The sequence below is a fragment of the Deltaproteobacteria bacterium genome, assembly GCA_029860075.1.
Taxonomy (GTDB): Bacteria; Desulfobacterota; JADFVX01; order JADFVX01; family JADFVX01; genus JAOUBX01.
In genome coordinates, this window is the sequence record JAOUBX010000028.1 from 1 (window position 1) to 15,691 (window position 15,691).

The following is a 15,691-nucleotide window of genomic DNA, read 5'->3' on the forward strand; positions in this document are numbered from 1 at the left end:
ATATAACAGGTAGCTCTCTTTTCATTGGTTCAGATAATTTGCTTAAGCTATATCCCTTTTCTTCTTTTAACTGTGATTTTAACCTGATCAAGCAACTTCATATCACCCCCCTATTGTCCGTTTTTTCGGAATATATATTACGACACAACCATCTACAAAGATTGTATATCTCTGTTTTTAAATGATTTTTATATGACTTATCTTATCAAGGTCAAATAATGATATAGGGATATTTTTTAATAGGTAAACAATTTTTCCCGTTTTTTCTACCTACAACACGCATATTACTTTTGCCAGAACAGGACGTTTCATTTGACAAGTCATAAGCTTATGGTTTTAATTTATATAAAAAGGATAGGGACACAATGTCCCTATAATCCAAGGTTAGGAAGCGGCAACAGTGCAGGAAATCAATTATCTTCATTGACACCTATATATACTAATGAACATGAACGAGTCGATCCTTTTTCTTGTTGGCACCGCAGTATTTGTCTGGATCTCCCGGCACTCACTGCTCAAGCCGCTTTCGCATGGTTTCTACAGGTTTATTGCATGGGAATGCATGCTTGTGCTGGCACTGCTCAATTTCCCAATGCGAACGTTTGAGACCATCATCCTGCGTCAGGCCACATCATGGATGCTGATAATGGCCTCCCTCATCCTTGCAGTACATGCCGTCAGCCTGCTGAGCAGTAGGGGCCGCCCCAACGAAGACCGGTCCGACCCGGAACTGCTGTCATTCGAAAAAACGTCGACCCTTGTTACAACGGGCGCCTATCGCTACATCCGACACCCCATGTACGCGGCCCTGCTCTTTCTTGCCTGGGGTGCTTTCCTGAAGGATATTTCTTTGCTCAGCATTGCACTAGTGGTCGTAGCGAGCATTGCCATCTTCTTTGCCGCACTTCGCGAAGAAGCCGAGTGCAGGGAATACTTCGGCGCGCCCTACGTCGAATACTTAAAAAGAAGCAAGCGCTTCATCCCCTTTCTGTTCTGATAAAAGGAGAGTGTCTAACCATTTTTTAGTTGGGCTCACAGCAACCTTTAAAATTCACCTATCATTTCTTCCTGAAAATATCGGGTTTCGCCTGGGCTCTATCCAGGCTGCAGAACCAATTTTCTATATAGGGCTCTTCCTTTTTTTGATTAATCAGCCTCAATAAGCTACATTTTTATTATGTGTGGTCCTTTTACAATGACAGTCAGCACCGCCCATATCTTTGAGAGATTTCATGTTTCTCCCGTATCCGGGGATTTGTTTCCCTCTTTTAATATTGCTTCGGGACAGTATGCCTGTCATTCTTCCAAAGGAGAAAGAAAAAGAATGGCTAAATCCCGACAACCAAAATCTTGAGGAATTGCAATCCATACTTGAACCATGTCCATCAAAAGATATGGAATGCTACCAGGTCTCCCCTCTCGTTAATTCACCTGCTAATGATACACCCGAGTGCACTGAAGCCGTTTGAAAAACTCCAGGATAAGTCATTGCTATTCCTTCTATACGACTCTTACCACACCTCTAAATATCAATTTTCTTAAAATAAGAGCACCCTCCATCAGAAAGTTGCATTTTCCAGCCAAATATGATTTAGTCTGCTGACCCGTTAATAGCTAACAGGGAGATATAAAGCAAATTCTTAAGAAAAGAGAACCGTTATATATAGATATATCAATAGGTTATAGAACCCCATTTATTCACGTCCCATTTATTCACCAATATTTACCCTCTAAGCCGTTTTTTCTAAGTGGTCTTATAAGAGGAGCTTCGCTAGTTTCTATTATTTCGCCTGTAGACGTGTCAACTTCCCTCATTACCCCCTGGCAAAGCTCTTTAGTTATTATTTTCTTGTAAACGCAATTAAAATTTGATAAGAATATCACCCAATAGTTTTTAGGAGGGGGAAATGGGGGACTTAAAAACAATTAATGATATTAGAGCCCGCGCCTGTTGATACAGGTTGCGGGCTTTTTGTTTAAGAAAGGGATAAAAGTAAATGAGTCAGAATCCAGATGATGTTAGTACTTCAAAATTCAAATACATTTTAATGGCTGTTGCTTATATTGTTTTGATTGCAGCCGTTACTTATCTCGGTTATTACAGAGGCTAGACCTTGATGTTAAAGTTGATAAAGAAAAGAATATAGAAGCAGGATTGGAAACAAAAGAAGGGTTGGTCAAAGGTAAAGAGACAGAAGCTGAAAAGACGGAAAAACCAGGAAGGAGAAAAGGGGATATTTCTCTTTAACGCTTTACGTCATCAAATGAAAGCAATTAGTATCGTTATATCAATGGGTTAAAGTGTTGCAGTGAAGAGGGCAGACCTAAAAGAGAACCCTCCCGAATGGCACTACACTTGGAATTTACTATTCAACGGTGAGTATTATTTATAGAAGGAATTGAGAATTCAAGATTAAACGGGCTGTTGCCCAAATCGGATAAGTGCTTCGACGAGCTCAGCACGACAGAATTATGGTTATATTTAATAGAAAAAACCGGCCACCCTGAGCTTGTTGAAGGGGCACTTTAGCTTTGGACAACAGCCTGTTAAGATGTGGCCCTGTATTATGCCGTATTCTGTAAACAAAGTGTTTGCTCCGTAAAATCTCATAGGGTAGAGATTAAACCTTAAAGTAGTGAAATGACCAGAAGGGTCAATGAGGATGTCATATGTTGTTCTCAACCGTTCCTTTTAATTTTTACAAGAAAAGCAATTAGAATGAAAGAACTATAATAAATGCTTGGTCGTTTCTTTGAAAGGACTTGTTAAAAGTGATTATCTACTTTATTGAACTAAAAGACAGTCGAAAAGGTCTTTCTTCCCAAAAGGTGAATGGCATAATGTTGCCGGTTCTTTCTGCCTGGTCAGAGCGCATAGGATGGAAAGCAGAGGTAGCTTCCACTGATTTTGATAACATTGATTATGATAAAAAGTGCGATGTAGTAGGCTTAAGTGCATATACTCACCTCGCATCCCAAAATTTCCTTATTGCAAAAAGATTCAGGGAAAGAGGTAAAATTGTCGTTCTTGGTGGGCCACATACGAGAGGCTGTGTTGAGGAATCAAGAGATCACGTAGATGTTGTTTTTGATCGTTGCAATGAGGAATCATGGCACAATTTTTTGAGGGCAGTTGAATACAGGGAAATCATACCATCTCGCGATAGAGGGATTTTTTTTCCATCCCAGGAAATGTCAACTGTACCACCGTATATAGAATACAAAAAATTTTATGACAAGAAAAAAATACCTATGCTCCTGTCCTCCCTTGGTTGTCCCCATATTTGCGATTTTTGTGTTGACTGGGATTCAAAATACTACAAAAGAAGTATTGATGAAGTAATTGAGGATGTTCACAATATTGATAAAAGTCTCTTTGTATTCTGCGACCCAAACTTCGGGGTTAACAAAAAAATTACTAGTGAGTTGCTCAGAAAGATGGTTCCCTTGAAAAAGAGATATGTTATGGAAAGTAGTCTGGCATTTCTTTGTGAAGACGAATATTTGGAACTTCTCCGTGATAGTGGTTGCATCGCTGTTGAAGTAGGTATCGAGTCATTATCAACAACGTTTAAGAAAAATGCAGTTAAGGGAGATGAGAATCTTATAGAAAGTACTATGCGGCAAATAATGAAAATCAAGAAATATATTCCATTAGTTCAAGTGAACATAGTTTTTGGACTGGATGACGACACTGAAGAAACCTTTCATTCTGTAGTAAAGTTCCATCAACTCTCAGAGGCAGACTCTCTGGTTCCTCATATCCTTACCCCTTTTCCTGGGACCCCACTTTGGGACCAGATGCAAAATGGCAAGCGAATTTTCGAAAAAGAATGGTGTTTTTTCGATACCGGCAACCTGGTGTTCTCTCCAAAAAAATGTGATCCGTTTAATTTTTATTGTTTCTATATTGATATGCTAAAAAAAATAAATTCTCCACTAGCCATTTTGAAAAAGGCGCTTAAACATTATAGAAAGTATAAAAATGCACGAATGGCTTTAATGCTTTTTTCCTTTCTCCTTCAAAGATCTAAAAATACCTTCCTTTATGACATCCCAACATATAGGAGAGCAAAGGAAAGGTTAGTCTCTGAAAATGTTAAAGGCGATTTATAAAAACTAAAGGATAAAAAGGAGGATTAAAACGGTTCTCTTTAAGGCTTTTCTCTTTAACGCTTTGCTTCATCAAATGAAATCAATTAGTATCGTTATATCAATGGTTTATAGTGTTGCAGTGAAGAGGCCAGACCTAAAAGAGAATCCCTTTATTAAAGGTCAAAGTAATTGACAAAATGACTATAGAATGTAACCTTTAACAAAACTTTGAAAAATCTGTTCATCCCTCGATAAACCTCCCTTGTCAAAACAGTTTTTCTACAGACTCGTTATACTTTAATTAAGCCAAGAGATAAGCAATGCAATATAAAAGATTTTTCCAGTTACTAGTCTTTTCTATGATATTAATTCCTACTCTAGTTGCTGGAAAAGAATATAAGTTCCAAGTCAAAGAATTGATGTTAGAAGTGAAGAATACAGATAGAACAATAACATTCCCAATCTATCTCGGCACTTCTTTCCAGAAAATTAATTATGTGTCAATTTCTTTGGCAGGGTTCGCGCAGTCGGGAGAAGGCCAATCAATTGATGGAAGAAATCTGTCTATCGAAATGCCTGTGTCATTCAAGATAAAACTCGCGGACAGATTTGAGCCGGCTACTGGAAACTTACTTACGCCGTTTGCAAAATTTGAGAAGTTATCCGGTTCTTTTCAGAATGAAGTGGACTTTGAAGTCTTGTTCAAACCTGGCTGGCCTGATTGGAGTTTTTTATTGGACGGTCATTTTGAAATAAATCTCTCATGGAATGGTAGTTGCCCGGAAGGGTGCAGATATATTAAAAAAGCTGTCATGAACATCGAGAATGCGTTGTTGATAGTCAATGGGATATCGGTGGACCCAACATTTGATACTTCTCATACTCCAAATAAAGATAGGCCTGATAGTGAAATACCGAATTTGTCATTCATACATTAAAAGAATAAAAAGCCACCCCGTTACCAACCCCCCAAACCGGGTGGGATGGGTACCGTCCATCACAAAAATATTTGATAATTGTAATGTATTAATGATGGGCAGTGCCCATCCTTCTAAAAAACTTAGCTTAAACGATGGTTCAAAAAAATGGGAGCATCTCAAAAAGACAGTCTTTCTTTAATCGGCTCAGCAAGGGTCTATTTTCGTTATTTTCTTTCTGCCTGGATTTATCCAATATTTTTTTATTTTGGTGGTCTATTATTAAAGCACGTCAAATATCCAGTTTTGTTTTTTTAACATTATTTGCCCCTATATTTTTTTGGGCATTTTTTCGAGCAACAAAACCATGGATGGCTAGAAAAATTAAATACATGCATTGTCTTTTCTGGGTAATGTTTGTGCCAGCACTCATATGGGTGTTATTGGTAAAAGCAAATCCTTTTAATGTGTGGCACTGACATATTTACATAATAAGTGCTGCAAGATATTAAAACCATAAACCGCCACTACCCAGACCGCGCTACACTCGGCCTGAATTAAAAACAAATATCTTAATAATAACCGGGTAGAGTAGAGAGCTGGCCGCCATGACCAGCCCTCCCTCATCAAACCGTGCGTGCGGTTTTCCCGCACACGGCTTTCCGATGCTCTTCACCGTAAGGCATGCGCATTTGTCCAACCTGCTTTTATCGGCACTTTATAGAGTCCGTATTTTTCATACAGCACACGTCTCGGAAACCTTATAAAACCTCCCTCCCTGTCCCTGATCTTATGCCTTCTCCGTAGATGCGTACACAAGCGTTGATGCACGTGTTCTTTCAATTGGGCAAAGACCTTACCGCAATGGAGATGATGAAAGTATCCTGTCCATCCTCTCAGGCTTGTATTAACCTGATCCATTAATATATCCATGGGTAGTGGTGTCATCCGCCTGTGCGTTAACACAGTTATACGATCTTTTGCCTTCTTCAGAGACTTCTTTGAGGGTTGAACATGGGGATAGATATTGCCCGTCCGCCAACTCTTTCTCATACGCATTTCGAAACCCAGAAAGTCAAAACTTTCCTGATGAGTATCCACTACACCCGTCTTGTTTTCGTTCAGAGTAAGCTCCAAGCGTTCCAATATCCGGATTACCACTTCAAGCGGCCTTTGTGTCCCATCTTTGCATAATACAACAAGGTCATCGGCATAACGAACCAGTCGGGCGCCCAACCTCTTCTCCACGTGCTGTCGTTCCCATGTCCTGTCCAGAAGATGCAGGTACAAGTTGGACAACAGCGGAGAGATGACACCACCTTGCGGGGTCCCTTTCCGGCTCCTTTTGCCGCCACCAACATATCGAATTTTGCCATCTCTACCCTCCTCCGCAACAGGGGCCTTTAGCCACATCTTTATCAGACGAAGTATTTCTCCATCTGATATACGCTCAGCCACCACTATCAGCAACTTGTCATGGGGAATTGTATCGAAATATTTCGACAAGTCGGCATCAATGACCTTTGTGTACCCTTTATTCAGAGTATATGCTATATCATCAATTGCATCATGAGCCGACTTCTTCGGCCGGAAACCGTATGAACTCCCACAAAAATCAGTTTCAAAGATCGGTTCGATGACCATTTTTACAGCCATCTGGACTACCCTGTCACGTATATTTGGGATACCCAGGGGGCGTTCACTGCCATCGTCCTTTGGTATCATCACACGTTTTACAGGGCCAGGTTTATAAGTCTTACTCTTAAGCGCCTCTTCCAGCTCCGCCAGATAGGCGGATAAACCTTCGTCTGCCTCGATATCCTCAAAGGTTATACCGTCAACGCCGGCACTCCCTCTTTTGGAACGAACAAGGTTATAGGCGTGACTGAGGATGTCCGCACGACAAACCTTGTCATACAAAGCGTAGAAACGAAAGGCTGGTTCCTGCTTGGCCTTACGGTACAGCTTCCTCTGTAGTGTCCTGATTCTTTCAGGGGTTGTTAGCATATCTGCAATCCCCTCTCCCTCCACTCTTTAGTTGCGTGAACAAAGCGGGGTTCCTTCCCTCAGGCAGGGTTATGTTGTCCCTTGCCTCTAAGCGGTACTATGAACCCCTCCGACTCCCCATGCAGACCCATGCGATTTCGTCTCCTTATACGAATAGGTTGATGCACCTCCAGCATCACTGCACCGGGTCTCCAGCACTGGACTGTTTATCTTCTGTTACATGCCACCCCTGCTACCCCGGGAGATTTCACAGACCGCTCCCGTTGTCTAAGTCTGTGTGCAACGGCCTTCCCCTTCTGTCCACAGAGTCGGCATCTCCAATATAGTCTAACGAGGCTACATGTAGGTTCACTTTCGTTGCGGCCTGCAACTTTGCCAATTGGGAACTTACGACCCCTGATTACTCAGACGCCGCTCCCTTGAGCTACCAAGGCGTACGGATAATTCCTTGGACGGGACTTTAACCCGCTAGATAAGCAGTTGTTACTGCGAACGGACAGCGACTTTTTAGATTGCATAGAACATGTAGCTGATTTGACCCATTCTACAGGGCCAATCTTTTGTCTTGAGAAAAAGTAAAAATGAGCAATATATGTCGCGACAAAAACAAGAGCTTTGTGATATAGAAAGGCTTTGCATAAAATAATAGCCCTAATTGTGCGTTCACTTCATTTTTTGATATCATACAAATTGTTGTTATAGAGAAGATGCTTACAAGATGATAAAAAGGAAACAGCATGCGTATTAGTATCATTTTTTTAATTCTTTTTTTGAGTTCAATTTCGGCTTCTGCAAAGCCATATGTGATTACCAGTGAAACCACTATTAGCAGCGGGAACGGGTATCCACTCTCGGAAAAAGAGATGAAGTCTGCCGTTATTGATAGGGCCCTGTCTGAATTTACTGAAAATGGACAATTCAAAATTATTGAAGATAAGGAAGGTAAGCTCTCTCAACTGGATGGAGGCTTGAAATTTAATATTGCACTTATCGGTACGGCAGAGGTTGTGAAACTGACGGTCACCTTGCAAATGAAAAATGGTGTTACCTATGTCTCAACGGTCTCGGTAGATCTCCATGGCATGGACTATCAGGGTATTTATGATGCCTTTGAACATGTTGGTACCGAAGCAGCTAAACGTCTAAATACGAAAATAGCTATGCTGAATGGGGACAATCGGCAAAGAGAGCAAAAGAGCCCAAAGCCAAATTCGGAAATTCTTTCAATATTTAATGAAGCACAGCAATTAAAGCGCAAGGAGCAATACCGTGAATCTCGTGTTCTCTTTGAAATTGTCGTTAAAGAGAGTTCAAAGGCAGAGCAACAGTGGCACAATATGGCGACTGATGAATTAAGGTATGGGCTTCCCCTTTTTGAAGCTGACAACCTTCTCTATAAGAACAATATGGGAGACCCATTGAGCATAAGGGATAAAATGAAACAGGTTAGCCATCTCTACAGGCAGATTCTCGCGGATAACAGTAACAACCCGACACGTGTGCTTGAAATAAACAGGCGCCTTGACCAGCTATCTATAAGCCTGACAGCTTTGGCAACTGTTGTGAAAGCAAGTAGCCTTAGCCGAGCAACCCCCATACGCTTCAAATTGATAAAACATTATTCAATGACGGGAGAGTGGCCTGATGAGATAACGTTGAAGAAGGTTCTTGCAGATGAGCTGGCAGGCTTTGATTTGATTTGATTAATTATAGTAGAAATGACCAGCAAATGAAGCTTGTACTAAAGGATTTGAAGTATGATACTGACCTCCTGCTTGAAGGTAGGGATCAAAGTGTTACTGTACAGTTGAAATAGGAAATTGTTACAAAGAGTCCCAGGGAGTATGAGAAAAAAGGTTGGAAGGGCGGTACAGCTAAAGCGATTATTGCTAAAGAAACAGGTGGGATTATTCATGTCATCCATTACAAATAATACATTGCGAAAATAGGAAATCATAATGAAAAGTAGTCTGACATTTACGGGAATGTTAATATCTACTGTGTTGCTTTTAGCATTTTTAATTGCATGTCGTGATGACACCCTTTTGTCGGATGGTCCTGAGCTTTACGTGACCAACATGGGAGATGGTTCTATTTCGGTTATTGATACTGAAAGTGGTTCTGTTATCGATACGATAAATGTCGGAACAAATCCGGGGCATATAAGCATTATTCCTTCACTTAACAGGGCATATGTCGGTGATCTTGGTGAAAGCAGAATCCATGTTATCAACACGATTACACGAACGGTTGAGACATCCATAACCCTTTCGACGACCATCGGAGGGGGCGACGTTGATGCGGCCAATGAAAAGGTGTATTTTCTGGATTCACCGGGAACCAACATGCACGTCATAGATGCATCAAGCAATACAGAGACGGCGGACGTCACAATTGGCACCAATGTGCAGGACATCCGCATCAATTCCACAGCAGGTCAAGCCTATGTAACAGATTTTACTGAGGGCCTGAAGCTTATCGATTTGTCTGATAATTCCGTCCTCAACACCATTGCTGTGGCTGATAGCCCTCACGGGCTTGCCGTCGATTCGACGGCAAATATTGTCTATACCACTCAAGTCGATGGCGATACCCTTTCAGTCATTGATGTGGTTGCAGGGTCCATTGGGGATACGATAACCGTTGGAACCGCTCCTCAGTGGGTGGCTCTTAATTCATCGCGTACGAAGGCCTATGTAACCAACGAGGGTGACGGAACAGTTTCAGTCATCGACATAAGCACCGGGACTGTGACAGATACGTTAACAGTGGGAACAAATCCCTTCTTTATTATTATTGATCCCGGTACTGATATGGCATATGTAAGTAATGAAGGCAGTAACACCGTATCGGTGATTGATACCTCCAGTAACACTGTCGTTAATACAATTAGCGTAGGCGCCCAACCGATTGGGCTTGCAATTAATCCCTAAAGGGACATCCGGCAGGGTGCAGCGGAGGCCATTAGCAATCATTAATTTAAACAATATGCTGGACTTCTATCAGCTCGATGCGGACAATGGAATAATTGATCTGAAAGCACAATTTAAAATTTACGTATATGGCTGTGATATCTGCTTTAATGAGAACAGTTTCCCCTCTTGCTATTAGGCGCTTACCCCTAATTGTGGGCATAGTATTTTCTTTACAGGCAAACTGCACATATGCAGCACAGACTTTTATCGGAGTCTCAACGAAATGGGTGCACCTTAAAGGGAAAGAACGGTCAACAGGGTATGAGGTGGTGGATATGACCGGCGATACAGACCAGGGGCTTGTATTGGCTGTAAAATCAATGGATAACTATTTTGCAAACAGTTCATTTGGTTATTTTATCGAATTAGGCATAGATTCATACGCTGTCGACAGGAATGTGACATCAGGATCAGAAGTAGTTCACACAAAACTTGAGGGGTATTATTTGTACTTAACACCCACTCTTTTTTATAGTTTATTCAAAGGGAATCCTAACGATTGGTCATTGAAAATGGGTGCGGGACTTGGCATAGGGTATATAACAGCAGATGGCCTTGTGAAGATGGATGAGGGGCCGGGATTACCTGCCAGATCCATTGATGGTAAAGATCATGATATATCATTTGGCATAATAATGGAGTATACCTATAAAAACTGGGTCATCCAGGCTAAAGAATATACTCCTGGCGCCACAATTGACGGCATTGATTTTAAAATAGAGTTGCCGTCAGTTATTGTGGCTTACAAGTTTGATTTATAAAGATAGCGCAGAGTGTAGAAAGTCATGAGAAGTTATCACCTCACAATGCACTTAAGCTCCCCCTTCTTCCTTCTTCGGGTCGGACCAAGTCAAGGGGCTCATATTAAAGGGAAATGCTTTGAAAAAGCCCCTCTTTTAGTTCTTAAAGGACTCTTTTTAGTACTGAAAGATTGTTCCAGGTTTTTTTCCTCTTTATTCTTTCCAAAGAGCTTGCAATAATAACCGTCAATGATAGGCGTATCTACAGGTGATGGTATTATCCAACTTATTGACTTTCTTTTTGAGTTACTGTTTCAAATTTCTGTGCGCATAATTCTGGAAGAGCCCGACTCTCAATGGGGGTGGTCAAGCTGGTTATGGCTTTTACCTTTCTTAATAATAATCGTTCTGGCAATCTGGCTCATTATACGTTGGGTGATAAAAAAGGAATCTCAGAGAGGTTAAAATTAAGGAGAAATGGGAGTCGCCGATTTCGCATTGCTTCATCCAGGCTACAGGATTGTAATTCAAGCTTTTAATCACATACAGAAAAAAATCGTAATATTTAACCCAAAGTTAATGGTCTCCTTTTCTCCTAAACGCCGGATTCCAACCTCACATTAACTTAAATTTGACAAAGAGGCATGTTAAACCTTAAATTAGCTGAACTGCATTCAGGGACCTTACGCCCCTCTTTTATTGTCAGCCAAATATAATCAGGAGATAAATAAACATGAGTGATTCACCCAACTGCCCGGAATGTGGTTCGGAATATACCTACCAAGACGGCGCTATGTATGTTTGTCCCGAATGTGCCCACGAGTGGGCAAAAGATGACGCTCCGGAAAATACCGATAAAGACCGTGTCATTAAAGACGCCAACGGAAATGTGCTTAATGACGGTGATACGATTACTGTCATTAAAGACCTCAAAATCAAAGGTTCATCATCAGTAGTCAAGGTGGGTACCAAGGTCAGGAATATCCGCCTTGTTGATGGTGATCATGATATTGATTGCAAGATTGACGGCATGGGCGCTATGAAGTTGAAATCAGAGTTTGTGAAGAAGATCGGCTAGTATTTATAAAAATCCCCCTTTTCAAAGAGAGACTTCACTTTCCGGTAAAAAAATATTAATATAAGTAGCCTTGATGGGTTCTCATCGGGGATTTCATTTTTTAAAGGAGATAAACATGAAAGGAATTAAACTTTTTATTATTACCCTCGTATTCGCCTTTTCTTTTTCAACTGCAATTCAGGCAGAGAGCGCGCAATATATTACGGGCTATACGACAGGTAAGGTATTGGCCTATGAAGGGGGGAAAAAGCTGGAAGTGCTCCACCATGAAGGAACGAAGAAAATCTATTTTATCCCTGAAACGGCGGAAATACCGAAAGACCTGAAGGTGGGGGATAAGGTAGAGGTGAAGGAGGTTGGAAAGGCTGCTGTGGGGGTGGAGATTCTTTCCAGAGGGAAGAAGTAGCTCTGTTTCGGTGATGGTTGTGCCCAAACCTTAAATGAGAGAGGTCCTCCGGCAGGCTCGGAGTGACCGGCTTTTTTCTATCAGAGATACAACAATCCTGTCGTGCTGAGCCTGTCGAAGCGTTTATACGTTTTGGGTAGCAGCCTCTGAAATATCAACCCTCCAACCCTCCCTTGACAAGGAAGCTTATCTTCTTTTCCAGAATATCTGTGTTAATCATAAAAAAGCTGTGGTAATCTTTTAGAGTGAACTTTCACTCAAGGAATTAAATGGGACTTCTCATCCGTATATCATGGCGCAACCTCTGGCGAAATCCGAGGCGTTCTTCCATTCTTATTTCGGCTATTGTCGTCTGTATCTTTGCGCTACTCATCACCCTTTCCTATATTAACGGCATATTACGGCAGATGGTGAGGAATTCCGTCGATTTTCATATGGGGGAGATGGAGATCTACAAAAAAGGATTTTATGATGATAAAGACCCTAAAAAGAATATTCCCCATTTTGAGGAGATTCTGACCTTTCTCGGTAAGTCGGAGAAGGTGAGGAATTATGCGCCGAGAATTGAGGGGAGGGGGCTCATATCGAGCGGTTACTCATCGTCGGGCGTAAGAATTATTGGTATCGATGCCGGCCGGGAGGGTAATATTACCCTGGTAAAGCGGTCCCTTATTTCAGGACGCTATCTCCAAACTGCCGGTGAGCATGAAATTCTCATTGGCCAAAAAATGGCTCATAAGCTCAAGGTTGACCTTGGGAGCAAGGTCGTGCTTACGGTGCAGACTGTTAATAATGAACTTGCTTCCGATGCCTACAGGGTTGTGGGCATTTATAAAACCATTTCATCGGATTTTGACAAATATATGGTCTACCTCCCCATCGGCAAGGCGAGAAAACTGCTGGAAATGGAACGGGGGATTACCGGCATTGCTGTGAGAACCGATATCGGCGAAGGAATGATAACGCTGGAAAAGGAAATTGAAGAGACCTTTCCTCAACACCGGATAGATGCCCTTACCTGGGCTGAACTGGAACCGCTCATTGCGGAAATGGTGCGTATCAGCAAACGATGGAACATGATCTTTTTTGCGGCCATTTTTATTATCCTTTCCATTGGCATTATCAATACGCAAAATATTGCTGTTTATGAGAGGATGCATGAACTGGGTATTGTCAAAGCCATGGGGACAAGGCCTTTTTTCATCTTTTCCATGATAATGATGGAGACCTTTTTCCTCGGGCTGGTCGGTCTTGCGGCGGGGTTTTTAGTCTCCTGTCCCTTTATATTCTATTTTTCCGTGAAAGGCCTCAGTCTTACCATGTTTTCTGAAGGGCTGGAAATGTTCGGTATCGGCGCTACCATCTATTTTGACATTGCGTTTATCGATATTTTATATTCAGCGCTGTCCATTATGATTACCTCATTTTTCGGGGCCTTTATTCCGGCAGTGAGGGCGAGCAGGCTTGAACCGGTGACGGCGATCAGGTATGTTTAATCATTTGGCCACAGAAAGTGATGCTATTATGCAACTGGTTAGAACAGAAAAGTTAAGTAAAATTTACCTGAGCGGCATGGTGGAAACGGTGGCGCTTAAGGATGTCTCCATTTCAGTTAAAGAGGGAGAGTTTACCTCGCTTGTGGGCCCTTCCGGTTCGGGGAAGACGACACTGCTCAATCTTATTGGAGGTCTTGACAGCCCAAGTTCCGGTGATGCTTTTATTGGCGATATGAAAATTACGGGTATGAAAAAGGGGGAACTTTCCGACCTTAGGTTAAGGCATATCGGTTTTATCTTCCAGGAATTTAACCTCATCCCCGTTCTGTCGGCGCTTGAAAATGTGGAATATGTCATGCTTTTGCAAGGTATTTCTAAAAAAGAACGAAGAGAGCGGAGTCTGGAGGTGTTAAGAGAAGTGGGGCTTGAGGGAAAAGAAAATAACAGGCCCGGTGAACTCTCAGGTGGCCAGCAGCAGCGCGTTGCCGTTGCGCGGGCCGTCGTGTCCAGGCCCGATATCATCCTTGCCGATGAACCGACGGCAAACCTCGACTCGGAAACGGGGGAGGCATTGATGGAGATGATGCTTGGTCTTAATGAGGAACATGGAATTACCTTTCTCTTATCGACTCATGAAAAGATGGTCATGGATAAATCCCGGAGAGTGATTAAACTTCAGGATGGCAAGGTTGTTGATGATGGACGGTAAGTGCAAGTAAACAGCTGAAGCTTAAAGTCTTTAAGGCTCCAGACCGTCAGGAAGGTATCTGATCGCCCGGGGCCTGTTTTTTTTAAAATTACCTTTGGAATTATTTGGTTTTGCCAAATTTTGCAAGTAATTCGAATTTTTGAAAGTAATGAAAGCTAAATTCCTCTATTTATTACTTATATTCGTCATTTGCTCTTATTCTCCGGAGGCATTTTCGCTGTCTTTTTCAGGCCATTACAGGAACTTTCTTGTTTATTCAAAAACGCGCCTTGAAAATAAAGAATACTATTTAGACAATAACAGGTTGAGAATCGAAGCTAAAGGCGGGCCCTGGGAATCCTTCTCCTATAATATCCAATATGACAATAATGTGATTTTTGGTGATTATCTCACCAGCCGTGAATTTATGGCCTATGAAGCGTTTTCGGCAGCCATGCCCGAAAGCACCCGCTGGATACTGGATCATAACATAAAAAAAGAAGATAAGTTGAGATGGAATCATTCCATACACAGGGCTTATGCAACACTCCGTTATAAAAACCTTGATCTGAAACTTGGCAGACAGAGGGTATCCTGGGGGAAGGGCTGGTTCTGGAGCCCCCTGGACATGTTCAACCCTATAGCCTCTACCGCTGTAGAGAGAGAAGACAGGAAAGGCGTCGATGGCGCGCTGCTGACCCTTAGCAGTGGCAGGGTAGCTTCTTATTCTCTCCTTTATCTGCCGCAGAGGGAGGCGCCTGAGTCTGTCGCCCTACGTCTTGTTCGTCAGGCAGGGAGCTATGACCTTGCTTTTTCAGCAGGCAGGCATATGGAGAGGACCTTTGCAGGAATTGACTTTGCCGGCTACATAGGTGACGGAGGGGTCTACGGAGAACTTGTTTCCATAGAAGATTACCGGGGAGATCAGAAGGTAAACCTTCTTCTGTCAGGGAACTATAACTTTGAAAGTTCACTCTATATTATGTTAGAGTATTTCCACAATGGAGGCTGGAGCGCGCCATGGATGGGAATTGATTATTCCGGAGAGGACTATGCAGGCCTTCAGGCAAGCTATGATTTGACCCCACTTACAAAGTGGAACAATTTTTTTATTGTTAATCTTGACGACAGGAGCTTTTTCTTTACTCCCCGGATCGTTTCATCCCTTTTTGAGAATATTGATCTAAGCCTTGGAGTACAAACCTTTGGCGGAAACAGAAAGGGCGAATATGGAAGGCTTGAGAATTTATACTATACTGATTTAAAATGGTTTTTTTAGAAGAATGAAT

At 42.0% G+C, this 15,691-nt stretch carries 13 protein-coding genes; 12 read left to right on the forward strand and 1 reads right to left on the reverse strand.

All coding sequences use genetic code 11. The features are described 5' to 3' along the window. The first annotated feature begins 442 nt into the window (after window positions 1-442). From OEV42_10080 to OEV42_10095, 4 genes are all read left to right on the forward strand, one after another. Window positions 443-997: an isoprenylcysteine carboxylmethyltransferase family protein gene (locus tag OEV42_10080; GenBank protein MDH3974612.1), complete on the forward strand. Its 555-nt coding sequence runs from the start codon at window positions 443-445 to the stop codon at window positions 995-997. 235 nt (window positions 998-1,232) lie between these two features. Continuing rightward, entirely contained in the window at window positions 1,233-1,469 is a 237-nt protein-coding gene (locus tag OEV42_10085; protein MDH3974613.1) for an SOS response-associated peptidase, read from the forward strand. Between the two features lie 1,303 nt (window positions 1,470-2,772). Next, window positions 2,773-4,116: a radical SAM protein gene (locus OEV42_10090; protein ID MDH3974614.1), complete on the forward strand. Its 1,344-nt coding sequence runs from the start codon at window positions 2,773-2,775 to the stop codon at window positions 4,114-4,116. Window positions 4,117-4,415: 299 nt separating this feature from the next. After that, on the forward strand, window positions 4,416-5,033 hold the full coding sequence (locus OEV42_10095) for a hypothetical protein (GenBank protein ID MDH3974615.1): 618 nt from the start codon (window positions 4,416-4,418) through the stop codon (window positions 5,031-5,033). Window positions 5,034-5,684: 651 nt separating this feature from the next. Here the strand turns inward: OEV42_10095 and ltrA are convergent. Further along, on the reverse strand, window positions 5,685-7,019 hold the full coding sequence (gene ltrA, locus OEV42_10100) for a group II intron reverse transcriptase/maturase (protein MDH3974616.1): 1,335 nt from the start codon (window positions 7,017-7,019) through the stop codon (window positions 5,685-5,687). 803 nt (window positions 7,020-7,822) lie between these two features. Here ltrA and OEV42_10105 point away from each other — a divergent pair. The 8 genes from OEV42_10105 to OEV42_10140 all read left to right on the forward strand — a co-directional run bounded on the left by OEV42_10105 (window position 7,823) and on the right by OEV42_10140 (window position 15,681). Continuing rightward, on the forward strand, window positions 7,823-8,722 hold the full coding sequence (locus OEV42_10105) for a hypothetical protein (protein ID MDH3974617.1): 900 nt from the start codon (window positions 7,823-7,825) through the stop codon (window positions 8,720-8,722). A gap of 255 nt (window positions 8,723-8,977) precedes the next feature. Beyond that, complete coding sequence (locus OEV42_10110; protein ID MDH3974618.1) at window positions 8,978-9,952, forward strand: YncE family protein; 975 nt, start codon at window positions 8,978-8,980, stop codon at window positions 9,950-9,952. A 128-nt stretch (window positions 9,953-10,080) separates the two neighbouring features. Continuing rightward, the gene (locus tag OEV42_10115) at window positions 10,081-10,755 is read left to right on the forward strand and encodes a hypothetical protein (GenBank protein MDH3974619.1); all 675 of its coding nucleotides are present in this window, start codon (window positions 10,081-10,083) and stop codon (window positions 10,753-10,755) included. A 712-nt stretch (window positions 10,756-11,467) separates the two neighbouring features. Beyond that, entirely contained in the window at window positions 11,468-11,812 is a 345-nt protein-coding gene (locus OEV42_10120) for a zinc ribbon domain-containing protein YjdM (protein ID MDH3974620.1), read from the forward strand. A 115-nt stretch (window positions 11,813-11,927) separates the two neighbouring features. Further along, the gene (locus tag OEV42_10125; protein MDH3974621.1) at window positions 11,928-12,218 is read left to right on the forward strand and encodes a hypothetical protein; all 291 of its coding nucleotides are present in this window, start codon (window positions 11,928-11,930) and stop codon (window positions 12,216-12,218) included. Window positions 12,219-12,487: 269 nt separating this feature from the next. Next, window positions 12,488-13,714 carry an ABC transporter permease gene (locus tag OEV42_10130; protein MDH3974622.1) on the forward strand — a complete coding sequence of 409 codons (1,227 nt, stop codon included), beginning with the start codon at window positions 12,488-12,490 and terminating at the stop codon, window positions 13,712-13,714. Next, the gene (locus OEV42_10135) at window positions 13,707-14,423 is read left to right on the forward strand and encodes an ABC transporter ATP-binding protein (GenBank protein MDH3974623.1); all 717 of its coding nucleotides are present in this window, start codon (window positions 13,707-13,709) and stop codon (window positions 14,421-14,423) included. The genes OEV42_10130 and OEV42_10135 overlap by 8 nt, the downstream gene beginning before the upstream one ends. A gap of 148 nt (window positions 14,424-14,571) precedes the next feature. After that, window positions 14,572-15,681: a hypothetical protein gene (locus tag OEV42_10140; GenBank protein MDH3974624.1), complete on the forward strand. Its 1,110-nt coding sequence runs from the start codon at window positions 14,572-14,574 to the stop codon at window positions 15,679-15,681. Window positions 15,682-15,691 lie beyond the last annotated feature (10 nt).

What these genes read in the sequence shown, in the direction of transcription:
- OEV42_10080 (MDH3974612.1), top strand. Translation starts at nt 443, where the DNA reads ATGAACATGAACGAGTCGATCCTTTTTCTTGTTGGCACCGCAGTATTT.
- OEV42_10085 (MDH3974613.1), top strand. Translation starts at nt 1,233, where the DNA reads ATGTTTCTCCCGTATCCGGGGATTTGTTTCCCTCTTTTAATATTGCTT.
- OEV42_10095 (MDH3974615.1), top strand. Translation starts at nt 4,416, where the DNA reads ATGCAATATAAAAGATTTTTCCAGTTACTAGTCTTTTCTATGATATTA.
- ltrA (MDH3974616.1), bottom strand. Translation starts at nt 7,019, where the DNA reads ATGCTAACAACCCCTGAAAGAATCAGGACACTACAGAGGAAGCTGTAC.
- OEV42_10110 (MDH3974618.1), top strand. Translation starts at nt 8,978, where the DNA reads ATGAAAAGTAGTCTGACATTTACGGGAATGTTAATATCTACTGTGTTG.
- OEV42_10115 (MDH3974619.1), top strand. Translation starts at nt 10,081, where the DNA reads ATGGCTGTGATATCTGCTTTAATGAGAACAGTTTCCCCTCTTGCTATT.
- OEV42_10120 (MDH3974620.1), top strand. Translation starts at nt 11,468, where the DNA reads ATGAGTGATTCACCCAACTGCCCGGAATGTGGTTCGGAATATACCTAC.
- OEV42_10125 (MDH3974621.1), top strand. Translation starts at nt 11,928, where the DNA reads ATGAAAGGAATTAAACTTTTTATTATTACCCTCGTATTCGCCTTTTCT.
- OEV42_10130 (MDH3974622.1), top strand. Translation starts at nt 12,488, where the DNA reads ATGGGACTTCTCATCCGTATATCATGGCGCAACCTCTGGCGAAATCCG.
- OEV42_10135 (MDH3974623.1), top strand. Translation starts at nt 13,707, where the DNA reads ATGTTTAATCATTTGGCCACAGAAAGTGATGCTATTATGCAACTGGTT.
- OEV42_10140 (MDH3974624.1), top strand. Translation starts at nt 14,572, where the DNA reads ATGAAAGCTAAATTCCTCTATTTATTACTTATATTCGTCATTTGCTCT.